The sequence below is a fragment of the Nostoc sp. MG11 genome, from assembly GCF_014904695.1.
GTDB lineage: Bacteria > Cyanobacteriota > Cyanobacteriia > Cyanobacteriales > Nostocaceae > Komarekiella.
On the sequence record NZ_JACXXN010000005.1, the window covers coordinates 286,619 to 303,816 of the forward strand.

Genomic DNA, 17,198 nt, shown 5'->3' on the forward strand with positions numbered 1-17,198 from the left:
TGTCAAAAACTAATGGCTAATGACTAACGAAATTACTGAAAAGTTAAAACAGTCTTGTGCTGGTTTATTAATGATGAGCGAGTCAGAATACCCATTTGAGGTTTTTTTGTGGACTGGTCAAGCTAACAGTCTGACAACTCAAAACCTACTCCAGCTAACAGACCATCCCCAAGAGTCACCAGTCGAAGAAGTGGCTCTAGATGATTTATTTCGTAATTGTGCCTATGAAAAAGAGTGGCATGACGAACAACAGAAGCAGAATGTTAAAAAATTTCAAACACTTGTGCAGACGCTTAAGGATAATTTGAATGAAATCAAAGTTTATCGCATAGGTACGATAAATATTGATGTTTATATCATCGGAAAGACCCAATCTGGAGATTTAGCAGGGCTTTCCACTAAAGTTGTGGAAACCTAGCAGGCAACTTGTAAATTATATAAAGCCTAATAGGAACGTATAATCAAATAATCATTAATCCGTAATTCGTAATTGGTGATGGGCTACATTCCACTACCAATTACGAATTATGTTGGCAGGCTTTATGGCTTTGATTTAATTACAAATTGTCAACTCTAGATTCAACCACAGATTGAACAGATGTTGAGACATTAGATAATAAATTGAAGCCTGTTTTGAGTTCAATTGAGTCAACAGAAACTCGATATGTTCTCCAATCGTTGTTTCTTATGCCTTGGGTGTTGGGAAGATCAACGCTAATAACCCTCGTGTTAGTTGTAATTCCAGATGCTCCAACACCTGGGTTACTAACTACAATCACCTTCCAGACTCTATTAGGAACTTGAACCCTGCCATTAGTAATTGTATATTTTGTGCCATTCGAGCCAGTTCCACCAATGCCGTATGTGCCAGAAATAATATATAGCTCTCTCCCTTGCCTTACTAAGTCTCTAGAGTAGTTTTCTAGTGAAGCCCACGGCCCCTGATTATTATCGGGTGACTGTGGAATCATATTTGTCATCAGGAATGTTGCAGAGTTATTCGTCACTGTCCTTGTTCTGTCAGCTGAAGGTGTCATGTGTCCTCTATCGAACCCGCTGCCAGAATAATCAGAGCCAGTTACTCGATACCATCCTGTAGGAAGGGTTGTATCTGCGCGGAAGTCGTCTTGTCTTGGTGTTGAACCGAGCCACGAAGAATTTAGTTGCCAAGACACCCAATTTGGAGTTCCTCTATCACGGCTGTAACTCAGCGCATACTGAGCTTTTGATAATAAATAATTATTTGGGGATGAGACGCTTGTTATTGCATTACTGGGATTGCCCAACGTTAAATGCACACTTGAAAATTGTGCCTTAGTTGGGCGTAAATACCCAATCAGAGCTATAGACAGGGTTACAGCTACAGAAGGTAACAGAAATTTAAAAAGCTTAGTTTTTCTCATGATTCTGGTATTCAAAGACACGATTAGTGTCTATGCTTGACGCTCTAAACATCAAGTATTCAGAGATACAAAAAGTATAAAAGCTAAAAATTATTAGGTTTATTTGAGAGCTATGAATACAGAGCTAAATCTTAATTTGTAGGGATAGTGCATATTTCCAGCCAGGGATTCAAGATGCTCTTTTTTGTTACTTCTTTACCCGCCTCTAAAATTTATCTATAAAGCTTGACAGCGAAAAGACGAATTTAATATTTTAGCCATGCATATAATTTTAAATTTCTATGACAAAAATATGATTTGTTAAAAGTATTAACAGTTCTAGTAAATAAGTAGAAATAATTAAATTTAACTATATTATTGCAAGGATGATATATATAATTGCTGTTTTTCATCTGGTTGCGATCACCAGAATTTTGTATTGCCTTGCTACTAAAAACACCAAATACTTTTGCCTATTTGCTTAATTTGAGGCTGATTGTTGGCGCTGTTACAACCTATCATTTTGAAAAAGTTTAATATACCTGAATACTTTCATAAAACAAAAGTAGTTCATTAGAAACATAAGTCTCTCATTCGGTATAAGGGTTTGTTGTTATTCTCTCCAGCTAAATTACGCTATCTAACTAAATTCTCAACAAATCCCATTCTTTTTATGGACTCGGAAGCTATAAATCAACAATAACTGACTAAGAAAATGGAGATTAACAAATAAGCACTAAGAAAAGCCTAATTTTTCAGTTTTTTCTGCGCCACTAGTTAAGAGGTAATCTATGGTGCGAAACTCAAAGCTAGGGTACACATTGTCCCCTAAGTCTATTCTGCGTCCATCCGTTTTTATCGCTATAATCGCATCTTTATTGGTTGGCGGAATCAGCTTTTATACAGTAAAACGCTGGCAAAATTATGCGAATCAAGAGGTACAAACAGCAATCACAAAATTACCACAGTTAAAAACTGTAACAGCCCTAGGGCGGATCGAACCACGAGGAAAGGTAATTAAACTCTCTGCTACCGCGTCTACGGAAGGAAGTCGGGTAGAACAGTTACTAGTGAAGGAGGGCGATAGGGTAAAGCCAGGGCAGTTGATTGCAGTTTTGGACAGTCGCGATCGCTTGCAAGCAGCATTAAAAGAGGCGCAGGAAGAAGTAAAGGTAGCACAGGCAAACCTGATGCGGACGCAAGCGGGTGCTAAACGCGGCGAGATTGCAGCTCAACAAGCAGCGATCGCCCGCCTAAAAGCAGAACTTCAAGGTAGTATTAACGCTCAAACAGCCACAATTGAGCGATTACGAGCTACTGCGCGTAACGCCGAAGCCGAAGAACAACGTTATCAAACACTGTATGAAAAGGGAGCAATTTCCGCTTCCCAACGAGATAGCAAGCGCTTAACTCTAGAAACTGCCCAAAAAAGTCTGCAAGAAGCGCAAGCGCAGTTAAATCGCAGTCAGTCAGCTAGCCAAGAACAAATTAAAGAAGCTACAGCAACACTAGATAAGATTACGGATGTGCCGAAAGTCGATGTAGAGGCTGCCCAAGCAGAAGTTAATCGTGCTGTCGCAGCCATGAACTTAGCAAAAGCAAATTTGCAACAAGCTTACGTGCGTTGGCCGAAGGTCTTGGGGGAGCGATCGCTCCAAGATGGGCAAGTATTCGAGATCCACACTCGCCCTGGAGAATTGGTATCAAATAATGGTATTGCCGATATTGGGCAAACCAGCCAGATGTATGTCATAGCCGAAGTATACGAAAGCGATATCACCAAGGTGCGTCCAAAGCAGCGGGTGCGAGCAGTTGGCGATTTCCTTCCTATTGAGTTAGAGGGAACGGTGGAGCGTTTAGGCTTACAAGTGCGGCGGCAGAGCGTAATTAATACTGATCCTATTAGTAATATTGACAACAGAGTAGTAGAAGTTTATATCCGACTTGACGATGCCTCCAGCTTGAAAGCTGCCAGTTTAACCAATATGCAAGTTAAGGCGGTAATTGAACTTTGAGATTAAAGGGTAGGAGTCAAGGGTCAAAAGTTACAGGGCTTTTCAGGTAAATGAATCATATCTTTTTTATGTCACGCAGAGCCGCGGAGCCGCAGAGAGGAATACATGAGTGTGTAAAAAAATGAAAACTGCTGTGTTATTCTTCCCCACTTTTCTGCTCTCTCTGCTCACGCATCTTCCCTCCATCCTCACTGAGCACCTCGTATGATGAGACTACTCCAACAACTGCGGCGGCGAACACCTCTAGGATGGTTGCAACTGAATCATGAAAAAAGTCGTCTGTTAGTAGCATTGTCAGGCATTGCCTTTGCTGATGTTCTGATGTTTATGCAATTGGGTTTTCAGACGGCGCTGTATGACAGTAACACCAGACTGCATCGCAGTTTACAAGCAGACATTGTTTTAATGAGTCCCCAAGCTCGTAATTTGCAAGGCTTATCTATGTTTTCTCGTCGGCGACTCTATCAGGCAATGGATATACCAGGGGTGAAGTCTGCACAAGCAATGTATTTTAATTACATCACATGGAAAAATCCCCAAACGCGCCGTGAGACGGGGGTGTTACTGATTGGATTCGATCCAGATAAGCCAGCCTTTGACTTATTAGATGTTAACCAGCAATTACAGACGATTAAGCTGCCGAATACCGTTTTATTTGATCGTGGTGCTAGAGGAGAATACCAAAAAGCGATCGCCCAAATTGATCAAGGTAAAACCCTAACTACCGAAATAGAAGGACGTACGATTAATATTAGTGGTTTATTCAAAGTTGGGGCTTCCTTTGGAACTGATGGTAGCTTAATCACCAGCGATCAGAACCTTCTGCGGCTATTTCCTCGGCGAAACTCAAGCAGTGTCAGCTTAGGTTTGATTCAAGTAAAACCAGGCTACGACCCGAAAAAGGTAGCAGCAGTCTTGAAAGCTTACTTGAGAGATGATGTCAAAGTCCTAACCAACGCAGAATTTATTGAATTTGAGAACAACTTTTGGAGAACAAACTCACCAATTGGGTTTATTTTCAGCCTAGGTGTATCGATGGGATTTGTAGTCGGGGTGATTATTGTCTATCAAGTCCTCTCCACTGATGTTAATTCTCACGTTAGAGAATATGCCACTTTCAAAGCAATGGGATATCATCATTACTATTTGTTAGGTGTGGTATTTGAAGAAGCAGTGATCTTAGCCGCGTTAGGGTTCTTTCCTGGAATGGGTGTATCCTTGGCACTTTACCAATTGACTCGCCATGCCACAAATTTACCGATGTACATGACTGCAATTCGGGGATTACAAGTGCTAGTACTGACGATCATGATGTGTGCAATTTCCGGGGCGATCGCTACCCGCAAACTTCAAGGTGCTGACCCTGCTGATATGTTTTAGAAATTTGTCATTTGTCTTCTGTTTAAAAGTTTCCTGCGGTTCGCGTTAGCGTCTCGTAAGAGAGGGAAACCCTCCCCGAAGTTTGCTTGGAGGGAAACCCTCCGACGCTCGATGACTCGAAGAGGTTGCGCTATGGCAACTTCTCTTTGCAGAACTTTTCGCTGTCTTGAAAAGTTTCCTACGATTGGAAACCCACCTACAGAACTTTTCGCTTTGTCCTTAGTCCTTTGTAATCACGAATGACAAATGACAGTCATCAAGACTAATTAACTTACTTATGACTAATAAACCTGTCATTTCTATTAAAAATCTTGATCACTACTTTGGTCACGGTTCACTCCGCAAACAAGTTCTTTTTAACATCAACCTGGAGATTAACGCTGGTGAAGTTATTATCATGACCGGGCCTTCTGGTTCTGGTAAAACAACGCTGTTGACCTTGGTGGGTGGGTTACGTTCCGCCCAGTTTGGTAGTTTGCGGGTGTTAGGGCGAGAACTTTGTAGTGCTAGTGCTGAAATACTAATGCAGATACGACGCCAGAACGGTTATATTTTTCAAGCAAATAACCTGCATGGTAGTTTAACGGCACTCCAGAACGTCAAAATGAGTTTAGAATTACACAAGTATATAGGCTTACAACAGATACAAACTCGTTCAGCCCAAATGCTAGAGCAGGTAGGGTTAGGGAATCATCTTCATTACTATCCAGATAAACTGTCGGGGGGACAAAAACAACGAGTTGCGATCGCTCGCGCTTTGGTCAGTCATCCTAAAATTGTTTTAGCAGATGAACCCACCGCCGCTCTTGATAGTCAGTCAGGTCGAGATATAGTTAATCTCATGCAAAAACTAGCAAAAGAACAAGGCTGTACCATCTTAATGGTTACTCATGACAACCGTATCCTAGACATTGCCGATCGCATTGTTCACATGGAAGATGGCAAGCTTAATTTAAAAGTTAACTCATCTCAAGCCTGAAGGCATTGGGGATGGGGCATTGGGAAGAAAATCCATGCTCCATACTCATGAACTCATCACTCATCACTCAGCACTACTCACACCAGCACTAGCTAAACCATTGTGTCTGAGTAAAGCAACTGTACTTGGTTCACGTCCCCGGAAAGTTTTAAAAACTTCCATTGGATGCTTGCTACCACCAAGTGCTAGTACTGTATTCCGATAACGCCGACCTGTAGCTTTTATAGCTTCCTCATCTTCTAGTCCAGCTTCTTCAAAAGCGGCAAAAGCATCAGCACTTAGTACCTCAGCCCATTTGTAACTGTAGTAGCCCGCAGCATAACCACCCTCAAAAATATGTCCGAAAACACACAAAAATGAATCTTCAGGTAAAGGTGCTAAAACAGTTGTAGTCTTGGCAATCCGATGACGTACATCAGCGGGCGTTTCATCGCTACCGACACGATAGCGGTGGTGCAATTCCAAATCCACAATACTAAAGTGAACTTGTCTCAACATGCCACTACCACTCATATAATTACGCGCCGCTAGCAGCTTTTGATAATAATGCTCTGGTAGAGCTTCACCAGTTTTATAATGCTTAGCCATCCCAAACAAAGTGGGTCGCTCATAACACCAGTTTTCCATAAACTGACTCGGCAATTCTACTGCATCCCACTCCACATTATTGATGCCTGCGGCTCCAGCATAGTTAACCTTGGTGAGCATGTGGTGCAATCCATGACCAAACTCGTGAAACAGAGTCTCAACTTCATAGAAAGTCATCAAGCTAGGTTTGCCATCGACTGGCGGAGTTTGGTTACATACCAAATAAGTCACAGGTAAGCGAATGTTAGTTACGCCATTTTCTGTAATTGTGGCACGATTAATGCACACATCCATCCAAGCACCACCGCGTTTTTCCGCAGGACGGCTGTATGGGTCTAAGTAAAAGTAGGCTATGGGAGAACCAGTTTCATCAGCAATTTGGAAATAACGAACATCTTCATGCCATACTGGGGCTTGACCATCGGCAGGGGTAACGGTAACGCCAAACAGCCGCTTTACAAGTCCAAATAAGCCATCTAATACTTGGGGAAGCGGGAAGTAGGGACGTAATTCTTCAGCGGTAAAGGCAAATTTTTCTTCTCGTTGGCGTTCTGCCCAAAAGCTGATATCCCAGTGCTTTAAATCTTGAGATTCTGCTGCTCCCTTTGTCGCTGCAAAGGCTTTGAGTTCTTCTAAGTCTTTGATAGCAGCATCATAACTGCTACGGCGTAGTTCTTCTAACAATGCTTCGACTGCCTTAACGTTGGGAGCCATTTTACTCGCAAGGCTTAATTCAGCAAAGTTTTTAAAGCCCAGTAAATTTGCAAGTTCTTGGCGTAACTCCAAAATGCGTTCAATTAATGGGTTATTATCTAAATCGCCTGTAGAAGCACGAGTGATATAAGCTTTGTAGAGCTTTTCACGCAAATCGCGACGGGTGCTGTGCTGCATAAAAGGGCTATAGCTGGGGAAATCCAAAGTAATGCGCCAGGGGCCATTTTCTGGTGTGGCGTTTTCTGCTCCAGCAGCACGAGCGGCTTGTGACGCTAAACTCAGTAAGCTATTGGGTAAGCCGTCGGTTTCCTCTTTTGTTGTCAGGGTGATGCTAAAGACTTTAGTGGCATCCAGTATATGGTTAGAGAACTTAGTGCAAAGTTCTGCCAACTCCATCTGAATGGCGTTGAAACGCTCTTTGGCTTCTCCTTTCAAACCGACACCAGCAAGTTGTGCATCGCGGATGGCGGCTTCTACAATGCGTTGCTGGGCTGAGTCTAAAGTTGCCCAAGTCTCATTAGCACGGAGTGCCTTAAAGGCGTTGTAAATGGGTTGGCTTTGACCGAGCTTGTTGATAAACTGTACTACCTGTGGTTGGACGTTTTCATGAGCTTCCCGCAATTCAGGACTATTCTTGACACCCATTAGATGATTTACCACTCCCCAACTCCAGGAAAGCCGTTCTGTAAGCTTTTCTAGTGGTTCGACTAAACCCGTCCAAGTAGGCTGTACATTAGCTTCCAAGGTGGCAAGCTGCTGGTCAAGTTCTCCTAGGAGCTGGTTGAAGGCTGGTACTATCTGCTCTGGTTTAATCTCTGCGAAAAGAGGTAGACCGTAGCCTTGGATTAGGGGATTTTGGGAAATAATGACATTTGCACTCATGGTTTTGCGTGTGATGCGGTTAAATAGCAACGAACAATGATTTTTATTTATATATCTACTAATGTAGCGATCGCCGCGCAATTTCGTTACTAGCTAACTCTATTAAAGCTACTAGTGATCGCCTCACCTCTGGTCAAGGTGCGATGGTGTAAAGCGCTCAGTATAGGCGATTTTAACTTTTCGAGTTTTTCAGTAGTAATTGACAACCACACGAAAACGGGTTTGGGCTTTCTATACGCTCGTCCACAAGTACCTCAATGGCAAGCTTACTGTTGTAAATTAATTCGTCGTAATCCATTAATGCATTCCATTTAATCTTGCCAGTTGGGAAGCCTAATTCTAAAGCTGCATCAGATATTAACTCCTGCCATTTCTGAACCTCCGGGTTTTGCGATTTGCAGTAATCGAGAATGGCGATCAATGCGTTAGGTTTAGTAACCCGTAAAATCTCCTCAAGAGCGCGGACTGGGTTAGCAACAACACACAAGGTAAAGCCCGACGCTGCTGCATCAAAGCTATTATCAGGAAAATCAAGGTTTTGAAGATCCGTGACTTTGAGAGTGATGTCTGCGGATACAGGCTTTTTACGGGCTTCATCCAGCATTTTCTCTGAAAGATCAACGCCTACGACACGTACTCCTTCAGGGTAAGCTGAAAAATTAAGACCTGTTCCAGCAGCAGCATCAAGTACAGTTTGTCCTGGCTGAAGTTGCAAGGAAGCAATAAGCGGTTTGCGATCAATATTCCAGTAACGCAGCATAATCGATTCATAATCCGCTGCTCCCTGATTGTAGGTTTCAATTACCTTCGCTACTTGCATACACTTTCTAATCAATAGAATTACTTAGGTCACTATTTTTCTAACAGTTTAATGCAAGGGGAATCATTTGTTGAATTTGAAGTTAAAAAGACATCATCTCAATAGATAAGTAGAAGGGCTTAATTAAACCAGAGCTCGTAGTAAGCGGCTTTAGCCCTTAAGAACCTTATATAGAGCGATAAATCGCTCACTACGGACAAAAATTTTATCTTACATTTAATTAGGTCTACCTACTTAGGCTTAAACAGGATGAAAGTAGAAGGCAGCCGCTAGTACAGCATAAGTTGCTAGTAGTAGCATTCCCTCTAACCAGTTAGAGCGACCATCCAAGCTAATGAGATTAGCAATGACTACAGCAATGATCACTGCAACAACCTCAAATAAGTTAAAGTTTAAGTCCATTGGTTGTCCAATCACCTGCCCAACTATCACAAGTAGCGGCGCAACCAACAAAGCAACCAGCAGACTCGACCCCATTGCTACGGACACCGACAAGTCCATGTTGTTCTTAATCGCTACTCGAACAGCGGTGACATATTCGGCTGCACCTCCAACTAGTGGTAACAAAATTACTCCGGTAAATAGAGGTGTTAATCCTAGTCCTTTTGTTGCCTCTTCAACTGCACCGACAAAAATCTCGGATACGAACGCTATACCAATCGTTGCCACAAGCAAAATACCAACCCAAAGACTCAGGTTTGGCTTTGAATGTTTATCTTGTGTGGCCTCGTCCTCAGAAATTTTATCTCCTAGTTCTATAACCCCAACATCATAGAGGTAGCTGTGAGTTTTTAAAGAAAACAACAGTGTAAAACCATAAACTACAATTAGAATGACCGCTACAAAAATCGACAGGTTAGTAATAGCGCTTTGCTCGACCACATTAGATGTGGTGATCACCATTGCAGGCAGAACAATTGCAGTCACAGCTAGTGTCATTGTCGAACCGTTAACTCGTGCTGCCATTGGCTGAAAAGTCTGCTCCTTGTAACGCAATCCCCCTAATAGCATAGATAGCCCCATTACCAGTAGTAAATTACTGATAATTGTCCCTGTAATGCTGGCTTTTACAATGTCTACCAAGCCTTCTTTGAGAGCTACTAGACTAATAATTAACTCAGTGGCATTACCAAAAACTGCATTTAACAAGCCTCCTATGGAAGGCCCTAAAACTACGGCAATTTCTTCTGTCGCCGTACTCAACCAAACTGCTAACGGAACGATTGCGATCGCTGAAAGTCCAAATACTGTTAATGCGTCCCAGTTCAACTTATCTGCGACAACAGCAATCGGTAAGAAAACTAGTAAACCTATTGAAATTAGGTTTTTAGTTTGTGTATTTTTCAATGCGGTTGGCATAGGTGTATAGCTCTAATAATGATTATTTGACCAAAACTGAGGGTTTAGGGTGTAGTCTTTCAGGACGCGCCTTTGACCTAGTAGCGATCGCATGACGAAATAAATGTTTGCACAAAAATAGCCTAATTATTCGATTCAACTGCCGCATTGTAGTTGCGCTTATTTGCGGTAGTAAGCTGATGCGCTTCTAGATTGTACATTTTTGTATTAAGACTGTCATAAATTATTGGTCATCTGTCCTTTGAAACACAAATGACCAATGACAACTTTTAGTGAAAGTATTGCTTAAGATTAAGCAATTTTCTGCTCCGGCAACTTAGGCTGAGATTGCCCATCACCCTCTGGTAGCTGCGGGTCGATTAAACAGTCAGCAGAATGACCATTTATCAAGACTTTTAAGCCAAAAGGCGTCACATGTACGATGACGATCCCATTAAATCCTGCCAGCATAACGAATAAGGTAGCGAACAAAACAGAGTAGAGGAAGATCCAAGTATTACGGCTATTGAGATTCACTATTTTTTCTCCTTGTTTACTAGTGATATCCCTATGCCCAAGTTATGATTTATGGCTTAAATAACACAAAAACGGTTAAATGGTACGTCTTTGTGATATCCTTGAAAGAACAAATAATCTATTCGGCTCGAATCCTAAAATTCATAACTTGGGTTCGGGCTTTTTTGTTTGGTGACACGGAATTATCCAGAGTCCCAAAAACAGGCATTATTTATTTTATTAGTGTTCATAACATCTTGATTTCCCACTTTTGCACATATTTGGGCATGACCCAGACAATTAAATTTCAGTCTCATAACTCAGCGCCACTAGATAGTTCACTAAAGACCGCATCGAGTTTGTTTTGAGAAAGATACCAGTTTAGGAGTTTGTTCAGGAGTAGACTCTGAAGTTTGGCGTTGTACTCAATAACTCTAAAAGCACGCTCTGTAGTACTTTGATCCAGGCGACCCAAACGCAAAAGATGAATCCAGCAAAGTGTGCAGTTGAGGGATAACCTGAACTCAACAGAGAGAGCAGACTTGAATTGCTCAAATTGTTGATTAATAAGATCTATATCAAGTGGCTGTTTAGGGTCAAGTTCGTTGGAAGTAAGACGCCAGCTTAAAAGTTTGTCAAGCAGTAAACTCTGAATTTTAGTGTTATGCTCGATGACTTCAAAAGCCTCAACTGTAGCGCTTTGATCAAGTTTGTCCAGATGCAAAAGATGAGTCCAATGAAGTATGCAGTCAAGACACAATCTAAACTCTTTAGAGAGAGGAGAATGAAATTGTTCAAATCGTTGGTTGATGTAATCTGCCTGTACCTTAGTACTGATCGTACTATTACTCATAACACGCTTCTTATATCAAGAATATACGGTATCTGGCGGTAAATAGCGGTATCCGTCGGTATTTATTAATTTACAAGTTTTTTATACTACTGTCTCTCCCTCTGTAAGCAGATTTGTCGAGTATCTTCAGGAGTAATAGCACGAAAAGTTTGATAACACTCCTCAAAATCTGGAGTCATCACCAAGTACCAATTTTTGTCTAGCAGTCAAAGGGAAAAGTAGCTCTTTGAAGGTGTAATGTATTTTTCTCAGTGTCGTCTTATTGGTTCAAAATTGATTTTTTAAACACTAAGACACCAAGACACGAAGCTGAAAAGCCCAAAATTTGGTAATTTTTTAGAATTTTTACCCAATCTACTCAAGCACTGCTACAAGTCTCTTTATAAAGTAAATATAAAAGTAAAGCGTTAGGTAAGAGTCAGCTAGTAATATAAGTATTTATACCTCAAAATACAGTTAATAATCATCCTCAAAATTTACGAAATAGTAAATCTCCAAATTGTACAGCAACTTTTTATTAAAATTGGCTTTATAAATACACTTTAATTTATAGAATATTAAATTATTTAAAATAATAAGAGAGAATAACAATGACAGCAACAGTAGTTGATCCAAAAGTTTTTGAAAAACTCAGACAAGCTTATGCAGAAAAGTTTGGTGGATCGCCAAAGCTTTTAATTATTGAGCTTAATCACGTTTATCAAGATAAAACAAATAACCCAAGAGATGTAATTTCAGATAAAACCATCCGCAACTTCTTCAACAATACTGAACCAATGAAGATGCAAGAGAAGAACCTTAACTTCTTATGCGGTGTATTATTAGAATGCGAAAGTTATCAAGAAGCTTTAAGACAATATGCAACTTTAGGGCTAGCAGAGCAGATACATGGCAATGTAAACGCAGAGTGGCTTCAGCGCTACCAAGAATATATAAGGATAAAGTGCGGCACAATGAAGGTGCTCACGATGACTCAGCCTGTACAGTTAGATAGTATTTATGCCAATGTAAATGTTTTAGAAAGTATTAAAGGTAAGAAGCAAAAGACAATTGAAGATTTACTGGCAAATATATCTAATGAAAGTATCAGTTTTAGCCGTTTTAATTATCGTGTGAGCGATAAAAATATTGTAGCTTTAGACGCAGTAAAGCGTTACCAAAAGCTTTTTTTATGGGGTAGACCGGGAGCAGGTAAAACTACATTTCTCAAGCACCTAGCTATCCATTCCACCACAGAATTAAAAAAGCAAGTTCTCCCAATTTTTATTTCATTAAAGGCATTTGCAGACGCCGACGATAAACCGAACCTGATTGATATAATTAAGCGAGAGTTTCTTACATGTATGGCTGAGCCATCTCAGATTGTTGAGGAATTACTTGAACAAGGTAGTTGCTTAATTTTGTTAGATGGTTTGGATGAAGTTCCAGGTGCAGAAAGCGATCGAGTATATCGAAATATTATTACTTTTGTAGAACAATTTTCCAAAAATAACTTTGTGATGACTTGTCGTTCTGGAGCTTCGGATTATGTATTTGAACACTTCACAGAAGTGGAAATGGCAGATTTTAATGAAGCTCAAGTTTTGAATTTTGTCAAAAGATGGTTTGAATCTAGCGAAGAACCAAGACTAGGAGACAAATTTTTAGAAGAAATAGAAAAAAATAGATCTATCAAAGAGTTAACGACAAGCCCATTGCTCTTAACTATGTTGTGTTTGGTGTTTGAAGATAATTATGAGTTTCCGAGAAATCGATACTCGCTGACAGAGGATGCTGTAAATATACTTCTACGCAGATGGGATGCCAATAGGCGAATAAATCGTGATTCAATTAATAATCTAAACCTCCCATACCAACGAAAAGTAAACTTGCTTAGTCAGATAGCTTATGAAGCTTTTAACCAAGAACCACAAAAGTATTTTTGGCAGCAAAGAGAATTAGAGAAGCTAATTCATAAATATATCGAAAATATTCTAGAGGTTTCACCTGATACTCTCGCTTTTGATAGTCAAGAAATTTTGAAAGAGATTGAAGCCAATCATGGATTACTCATGAAGCAAGCTCAAGATTTATATTCATTCTCGCATCTAACTTTTCAAGAGTATTTTGTAGCACAGTACGTAGTAGAGAGCGGGAATTCTGAAACTTTAGCCGAGGTTATCAAACACTATTTAAAAAATCGTCAATGGCGAGAAGTGTTTCTAATGATTACAGGACGACTCGCAAATACTGATGAATTTTTAAAACTCATGTTTCATCAGATTAATATGTTAGTAGAAAGTAAAGCTCTACAAGATATGTTGACTTGGCTGGATGATGTAACTACCTTACATGGAGTGAAATCTAGTTCATGGAGAGCGTTTTATCTATTTGTTGACCAGGAGTTTGAATTATACATCAATCGACTTTCAAAAAATGATTATACTTTAGTTTTAGCTGAAAAACTCGCCTCAATGTTGAGAGAGTTAAACGAGAAACAGAAGAAAAAGATTCCGCGATCGCAATTATCCAATTTCGCGTTTAATTTAGTTGATACTTATGCTAAAGCTGCTGCTAAAGCTGGTGAAAAAGAATTTAATCCTCAAAAAGTGAGCCAACTACTGAGAGAAGAACTTCCTGTCAGCGATAATTTAGTCACTATTTCTTTACTAGAAAGTGGAGTAACTATTGATAAAGAAAAGGGTGTAATTACCATTAATAAACAAAAAGACGAAATCACCCTTGATAAAGAGCATTTTCATATTCAAGCTGATTTTGTAGATAGAACTGATATTGGTGAAGAAGATATTATCGCTACCGCTAAACAACTTAAATTCGATGATTTAGCAGATGAATTAATGTACTTGAAAGATTGTTTTCCTGCTGATAATGCTCCTAAATGGGAGTGGGAAGAGTGGGCAAAAAAATTGAAAGGGTTAATGAGGCTGTATTTACATATTGGCTTCGATGATGTCAAACTTTCACAACAGGAAATCAAAAGTTTGGAAGATTATTTTTACGCTAACATTCTGCTTATAGAATGCATTAGAGGAGATAGTTACTCTTCTAAAGATTTACGTGACCAACTGATTGCCCATTTGTTATTACCACATAAACGCATTCCTTCAAAACTTTTATCTCCTAGCTATAGGAATAATTAAGAGACTATTTATAAAGTAAATATTAAGTAGGGTGCGTTAGGTTGAAGCCATAACACACCCTACAGTAATTTTATTTTTACTTTATCTGTACTTACGCAAAATCATGAAGAAACGAACCGCCAAGGACGCAAAGGACGCAAAGGAATAAGAGCTTCAGAGAGTTCTTGCTTAAGTTCTATTTATAAATGACCTCTAAGAGCAAGACTACATCAGATTGGCAAGCCTAAAAAAGATTATCAACATTATGTGCAACTTTTGGTATATGAGTTTTGCCCCTTTTTACCGCTTGTTGCCGGAAATTACCTTTTAGTACTATGATGCATAGGTAGACCACAGAATTTAAAAAATGACTATTGTTTATGGGCAAACAAATCAAGAAAGTATGTAAGCACGAACCAGGGAAAGCGTGGAAGGACGGCTGCTGTAGCCCCAAGCCACCACATGAACAAGTGATAGAATCTGTTGTGGAGCACTCTCCCACGGCACAAACAGAGGCACTAAAGCACTGTCTAGATGCTACTGCACTTTAATTCAGGAGATTAAAGAGGTACTTTTAGGTAGCCTTGATAGATCTGTATGTTTTCTATACTCCAGACTTAGCTTTAGCTGGTTTGTCTTGGTTCTTTCCATCAGGAATTAGTCGCTCCAGCCCACGGGCGACTAAAGGTAGAAACCCAATAATTAACGCCACACCCAGCAAGTTAAATATCAACTGTGCATTAGCGATTTGACGAGCAACATCATCCCCAGCCCCCGCCAACCTAGAAACCCACTGGGCAAATCCAGCCAACTGACTGGCAAACAAAATTCCTACTGAGGCAGAAACAACATTAAATAGTAAATGAAAGATACCTGTCCGCACCGCTGGGCGTTCGCGCCCAACAGTAGCCACAAGTGTATCAGCACATGTGCCAACTTCTGCACCCAACACTAAGGCAATACCTGCGGGTAAAGAGACTAATCCTTGACTAGCCAAAGTAACGACAATGGCAACAGTGGCAGAAGAAGATTGAACTAAGATTGTAAACAGCGCTCCAACTCCAGCACCTAGCAAGGTGTTGTTCCCCAAGGTTTCCATCAATTTGATAAATGGCTTGTAGTCCTTGAAAGGTTCCATTGCGTTTTCAATTGTCTCAAGTCCGAAAAACAGCAAGCCTACGCCAAGAGTAATTAAACCGATTTGCTTCCAACGTTCTTGCTTACCAAAAAAAATTAATAAGAAGCCAAGAAACATGGCTATAGGCGCATACTCGCTAATTTTAAAAGCAACAATTTGAGCGCCGATAGTCGTGCCAATATTGGAACCTAAAACCACGCCGAGAGATTCTACAAAAGATAGCAAACCAGCACTCACCATTGCAATCACGATAATGATTGTCACTGAGGAAGAATCCAAGATAGTTGTCGCTACCGTGCCTGTTGCTACTCCAGCAAAGCGATTGGTGGTGAATTTGCTAATCAAGCCTTTTGCCCGATCGCCTGCGATCGCTTCGAGTCCCTCAGCCATTCGCGTCACACCATACAAAAACAGCACAAGTCCAGCTAGCGCACCTGTAACAATTTTGAAAATATTTAATCCTTGTTCTTCTTTAGATTCAGCGTTCTTACTCTGCTGATTATTTTCTTTTTCCTTCCTAGAATTCTGAGCTTGCTGAGTGTTATTTTGTTGTGTTTCTGATTCAGCAGAAGTTTGAGCATTAACACTAATTTCTAAAGAAGGTGCATCAAATAAATGAAAGTTGTTTCCTAGTATAGAAGGTGAAACAACTAAAGCTGAAACTAGAATACTCAAAATCAGCATGTGGAGTATTCTTTTTTGGTAATTTCGTGATAGCAACATAGTTCTCTTAGCCCTTCCATATTTAGTAAAATATTGAATATCAGACCAAAAATATTTGTTTCCAAAATATTAATCACCCTATAAATTAAGATTGGATAACTTGTTTTTTGATAATCTCTAAAAACAAAGAGTGATCGCCAAAAAAATATCTTTAAAAGACTTGATGATTGCTATATAATTTAGGTATTGTGACTTATACCTAATGCAATCTAGATTTTATTAACTAGTAGACATTAAAAATTTACTACGCTTAAAGCTTAGATTAATTGCACCTTCAGAAAGATATTTTTGATTAGATTTTTTAACTTAACTTAGATTTTAATTAAACTTAAACAGATATTAACTTATCTTGGAGATAAGCAATTTTGATAACACAAATTATGTACTTTTTATCAGATTTATAGTGATAATTATCATCTTGGTGTTTTAGTGGTTCACCAGAGTATGCAGAAATACTACTCGATTAAGTATTTCTCACTTGGAATTTGGTTGTGGCAAAAGGTTAAAGGGTAAGGGTCAAAGGTGTTTTCTTGCTTTTTTCCTCTTAACTGAAAAGTATTGGGGTATATAGTTTATTAATATAGATAGAAGTGAGGTGAGTGGGAGGGCTTAATTAAATGAAGGACTGTAGTAAGCAGCTTTTGTACTTGAAATCTTTGTAAAGAGCGATAAATCGCTAACTACGAACAAAAACTTTATTTTACATTTAATTATGTTTACCTACTTATAGTTAATTGTGTTCAGCTTAAAT

Annotated in this window: 12 protein-coding genes; 5 read left to right on the plus strand and 7 right to left on the minus strand. The window is 39.8% G+C overall.

Annotated features, from left to right (window positions below):
* Nucleotides 1-19: 19 nt before the first annotated feature.
* Complete coding sequence (locus HCR01_RS10390; protein ID WP_193196130.1) at nucleotides 20-418, plus strand: nuclease A inhibitor family protein; 399 nt, start codon at nucleotides 20-22, stop codon at nucleotides 416-418.
* A 139-nt stretch (nucleotides 419-557) separates the two neighbouring features.
* On the opposite strand, the gene HCR01_RS10395 is transcribed toward HCR01_RS10390, so the two are convergent.
* The gene (locus HCR01_RS10395; protein WP_193196131.1) at nucleotides 558-1,403 is read right to left on the minus strand and encodes a DNA/RNA non-specific endonuclease; all 846 of its coding nucleotides are present in this window, start codon (nucleotides 1,401-1,403) and stop codon (nucleotides 558-560) included.
* A gap of 773 nt (nucleotides 1,404-2,176) precedes the next feature.
* On the opposite strand from HCR01_RS10395, the gene HCR01_RS10400 reads away from it, so the two are divergent.
* The 3 genes from HCR01_RS10400 (at nucleotide 2,177) to HCR01_RS10410 (ending at nucleotide 5,756) form a co-directional block, all read left to right on the plus strand.
* The gene (locus tag HCR01_RS10400) at nucleotides 2,177-3,397 is read left to right on the plus strand and encodes a biotin/lipoyl-binding protein (RefSeq protein ID WP_193196235.1); all 1,221 of its coding nucleotides are present in this window, start codon (nucleotides 2,177-2,179) and stop codon (nucleotides 3,395-3,397) included.
* A gap of 207 nt (nucleotides 3,398-3,604) precedes the next feature.
* Nucleotides 3,605-4,777, plus strand: coding sequence for an ABC transporter permease DevC (gene devC, locus HCR01_RS10405; protein WP_193196236.1), 1,173 nt, complete (start codon nucleotides 3,605-3,607; stop codon nucleotides 4,775-4,777).
* A gap of 277 nt (nucleotides 4,778-5,054) precedes the next feature.
* A complete protein-coding gene (locus HCR01_RS10410) occupies nucleotides 5,055-5,756 on the plus strand; it encodes a DevA family ABC transporter ATP-binding protein (protein ID WP_193196132.1) in 702 nt (233 codons plus the stop codon).
* A 63-nt stretch (nucleotides 5,757-5,819) separates the two neighbouring features.
* On the opposite strand, the gene HCR01_RS10415 is transcribed toward HCR01_RS10410, so the two are convergent.
* From HCR01_RS10415 to HCR01_RS10435, 5 genes are all read right to left on the minus strand, one after another.
* Nucleotides 5,820-7,940, minus strand: coding sequence for a M3 family metallopeptidase (locus HCR01_RS10415; protein WP_193196133.1), 2,121 nt, complete (start codon nucleotides 7,938-7,940; stop codon nucleotides 5,820-5,822).
* Nucleotides 7,941-8,112: 172 nt separating this feature from the next.
* Nucleotides 8,113-8,760 (minus strand): class I SAM-dependent methyltransferase, encoded by a 648-nt coding sequence (locus HCR01_RS10420; protein WP_193196134.1) that lies wholly within the window; start codon nucleotides 8,758-8,760, stop codon nucleotides 8,113-8,115.
* 240 nt (nucleotides 8,761-9,000) lie between these two features.
* Entirely contained in the window at nucleotides 9,001-10,119 is a 1,119-nt protein-coding gene (gene cax / locus HCR01_RS10425; RefSeq protein ID WP_193196135.1) for a calcium/proton exchanger, read from the minus strand.
* Nucleotides 10,120-10,410: 291 nt separating this feature from the next.
* A complete protein-coding gene (locus tag HCR01_RS10430) occupies nucleotides 10,411-10,635 on the minus strand; it encodes a hypothetical protein (RefSeq protein ID WP_193196244.1) in 225 nt (74 codons plus the stop codon).
* A gap of 292 nt (nucleotides 10,636-10,927) precedes the next feature.
* Nucleotides 10,928-11,467 carry a hypothetical protein gene (locus HCR01_RS10435; RefSeq protein WP_193196136.1) on the minus strand — a complete coding sequence of 180 codons (540 nt, stop codon included), beginning with the start codon at nucleotides 11,465-11,467 and terminating at the stop codon, nucleotides 10,928-10,930.
* Between the two features lie 590 nt (nucleotides 11,468-12,057).
* On the opposite strand from HCR01_RS10435, the gene HCR01_RS10440 reads away from it, so the two are divergent.
* Complete coding sequence (locus HCR01_RS10440; protein WP_193196137.1) at nucleotides 12,058-14,607, plus strand: NACHT domain-containing protein; 2,550 nt, start codon at nucleotides 12,058-12,060, stop codon at nucleotides 14,605-14,607.
* A gap of 583 nt (nucleotides 14,608-15,190) precedes the next feature.
* Here HCR01_RS10440 and HCR01_RS10445 read toward each other — a convergent pair.
* Nucleotides 15,191-16,447 (minus strand): Na/Pi cotransporter family protein, encoded by a 1,257-nt coding sequence (locus tag HCR01_RS10445; protein ID WP_193196138.1) that lies wholly within the window; start codon nucleotides 16,445-16,447, stop codon nucleotides 15,191-15,193.
* Nucleotides 16,448-17,198: the final 751 nt, after the last annotated feature.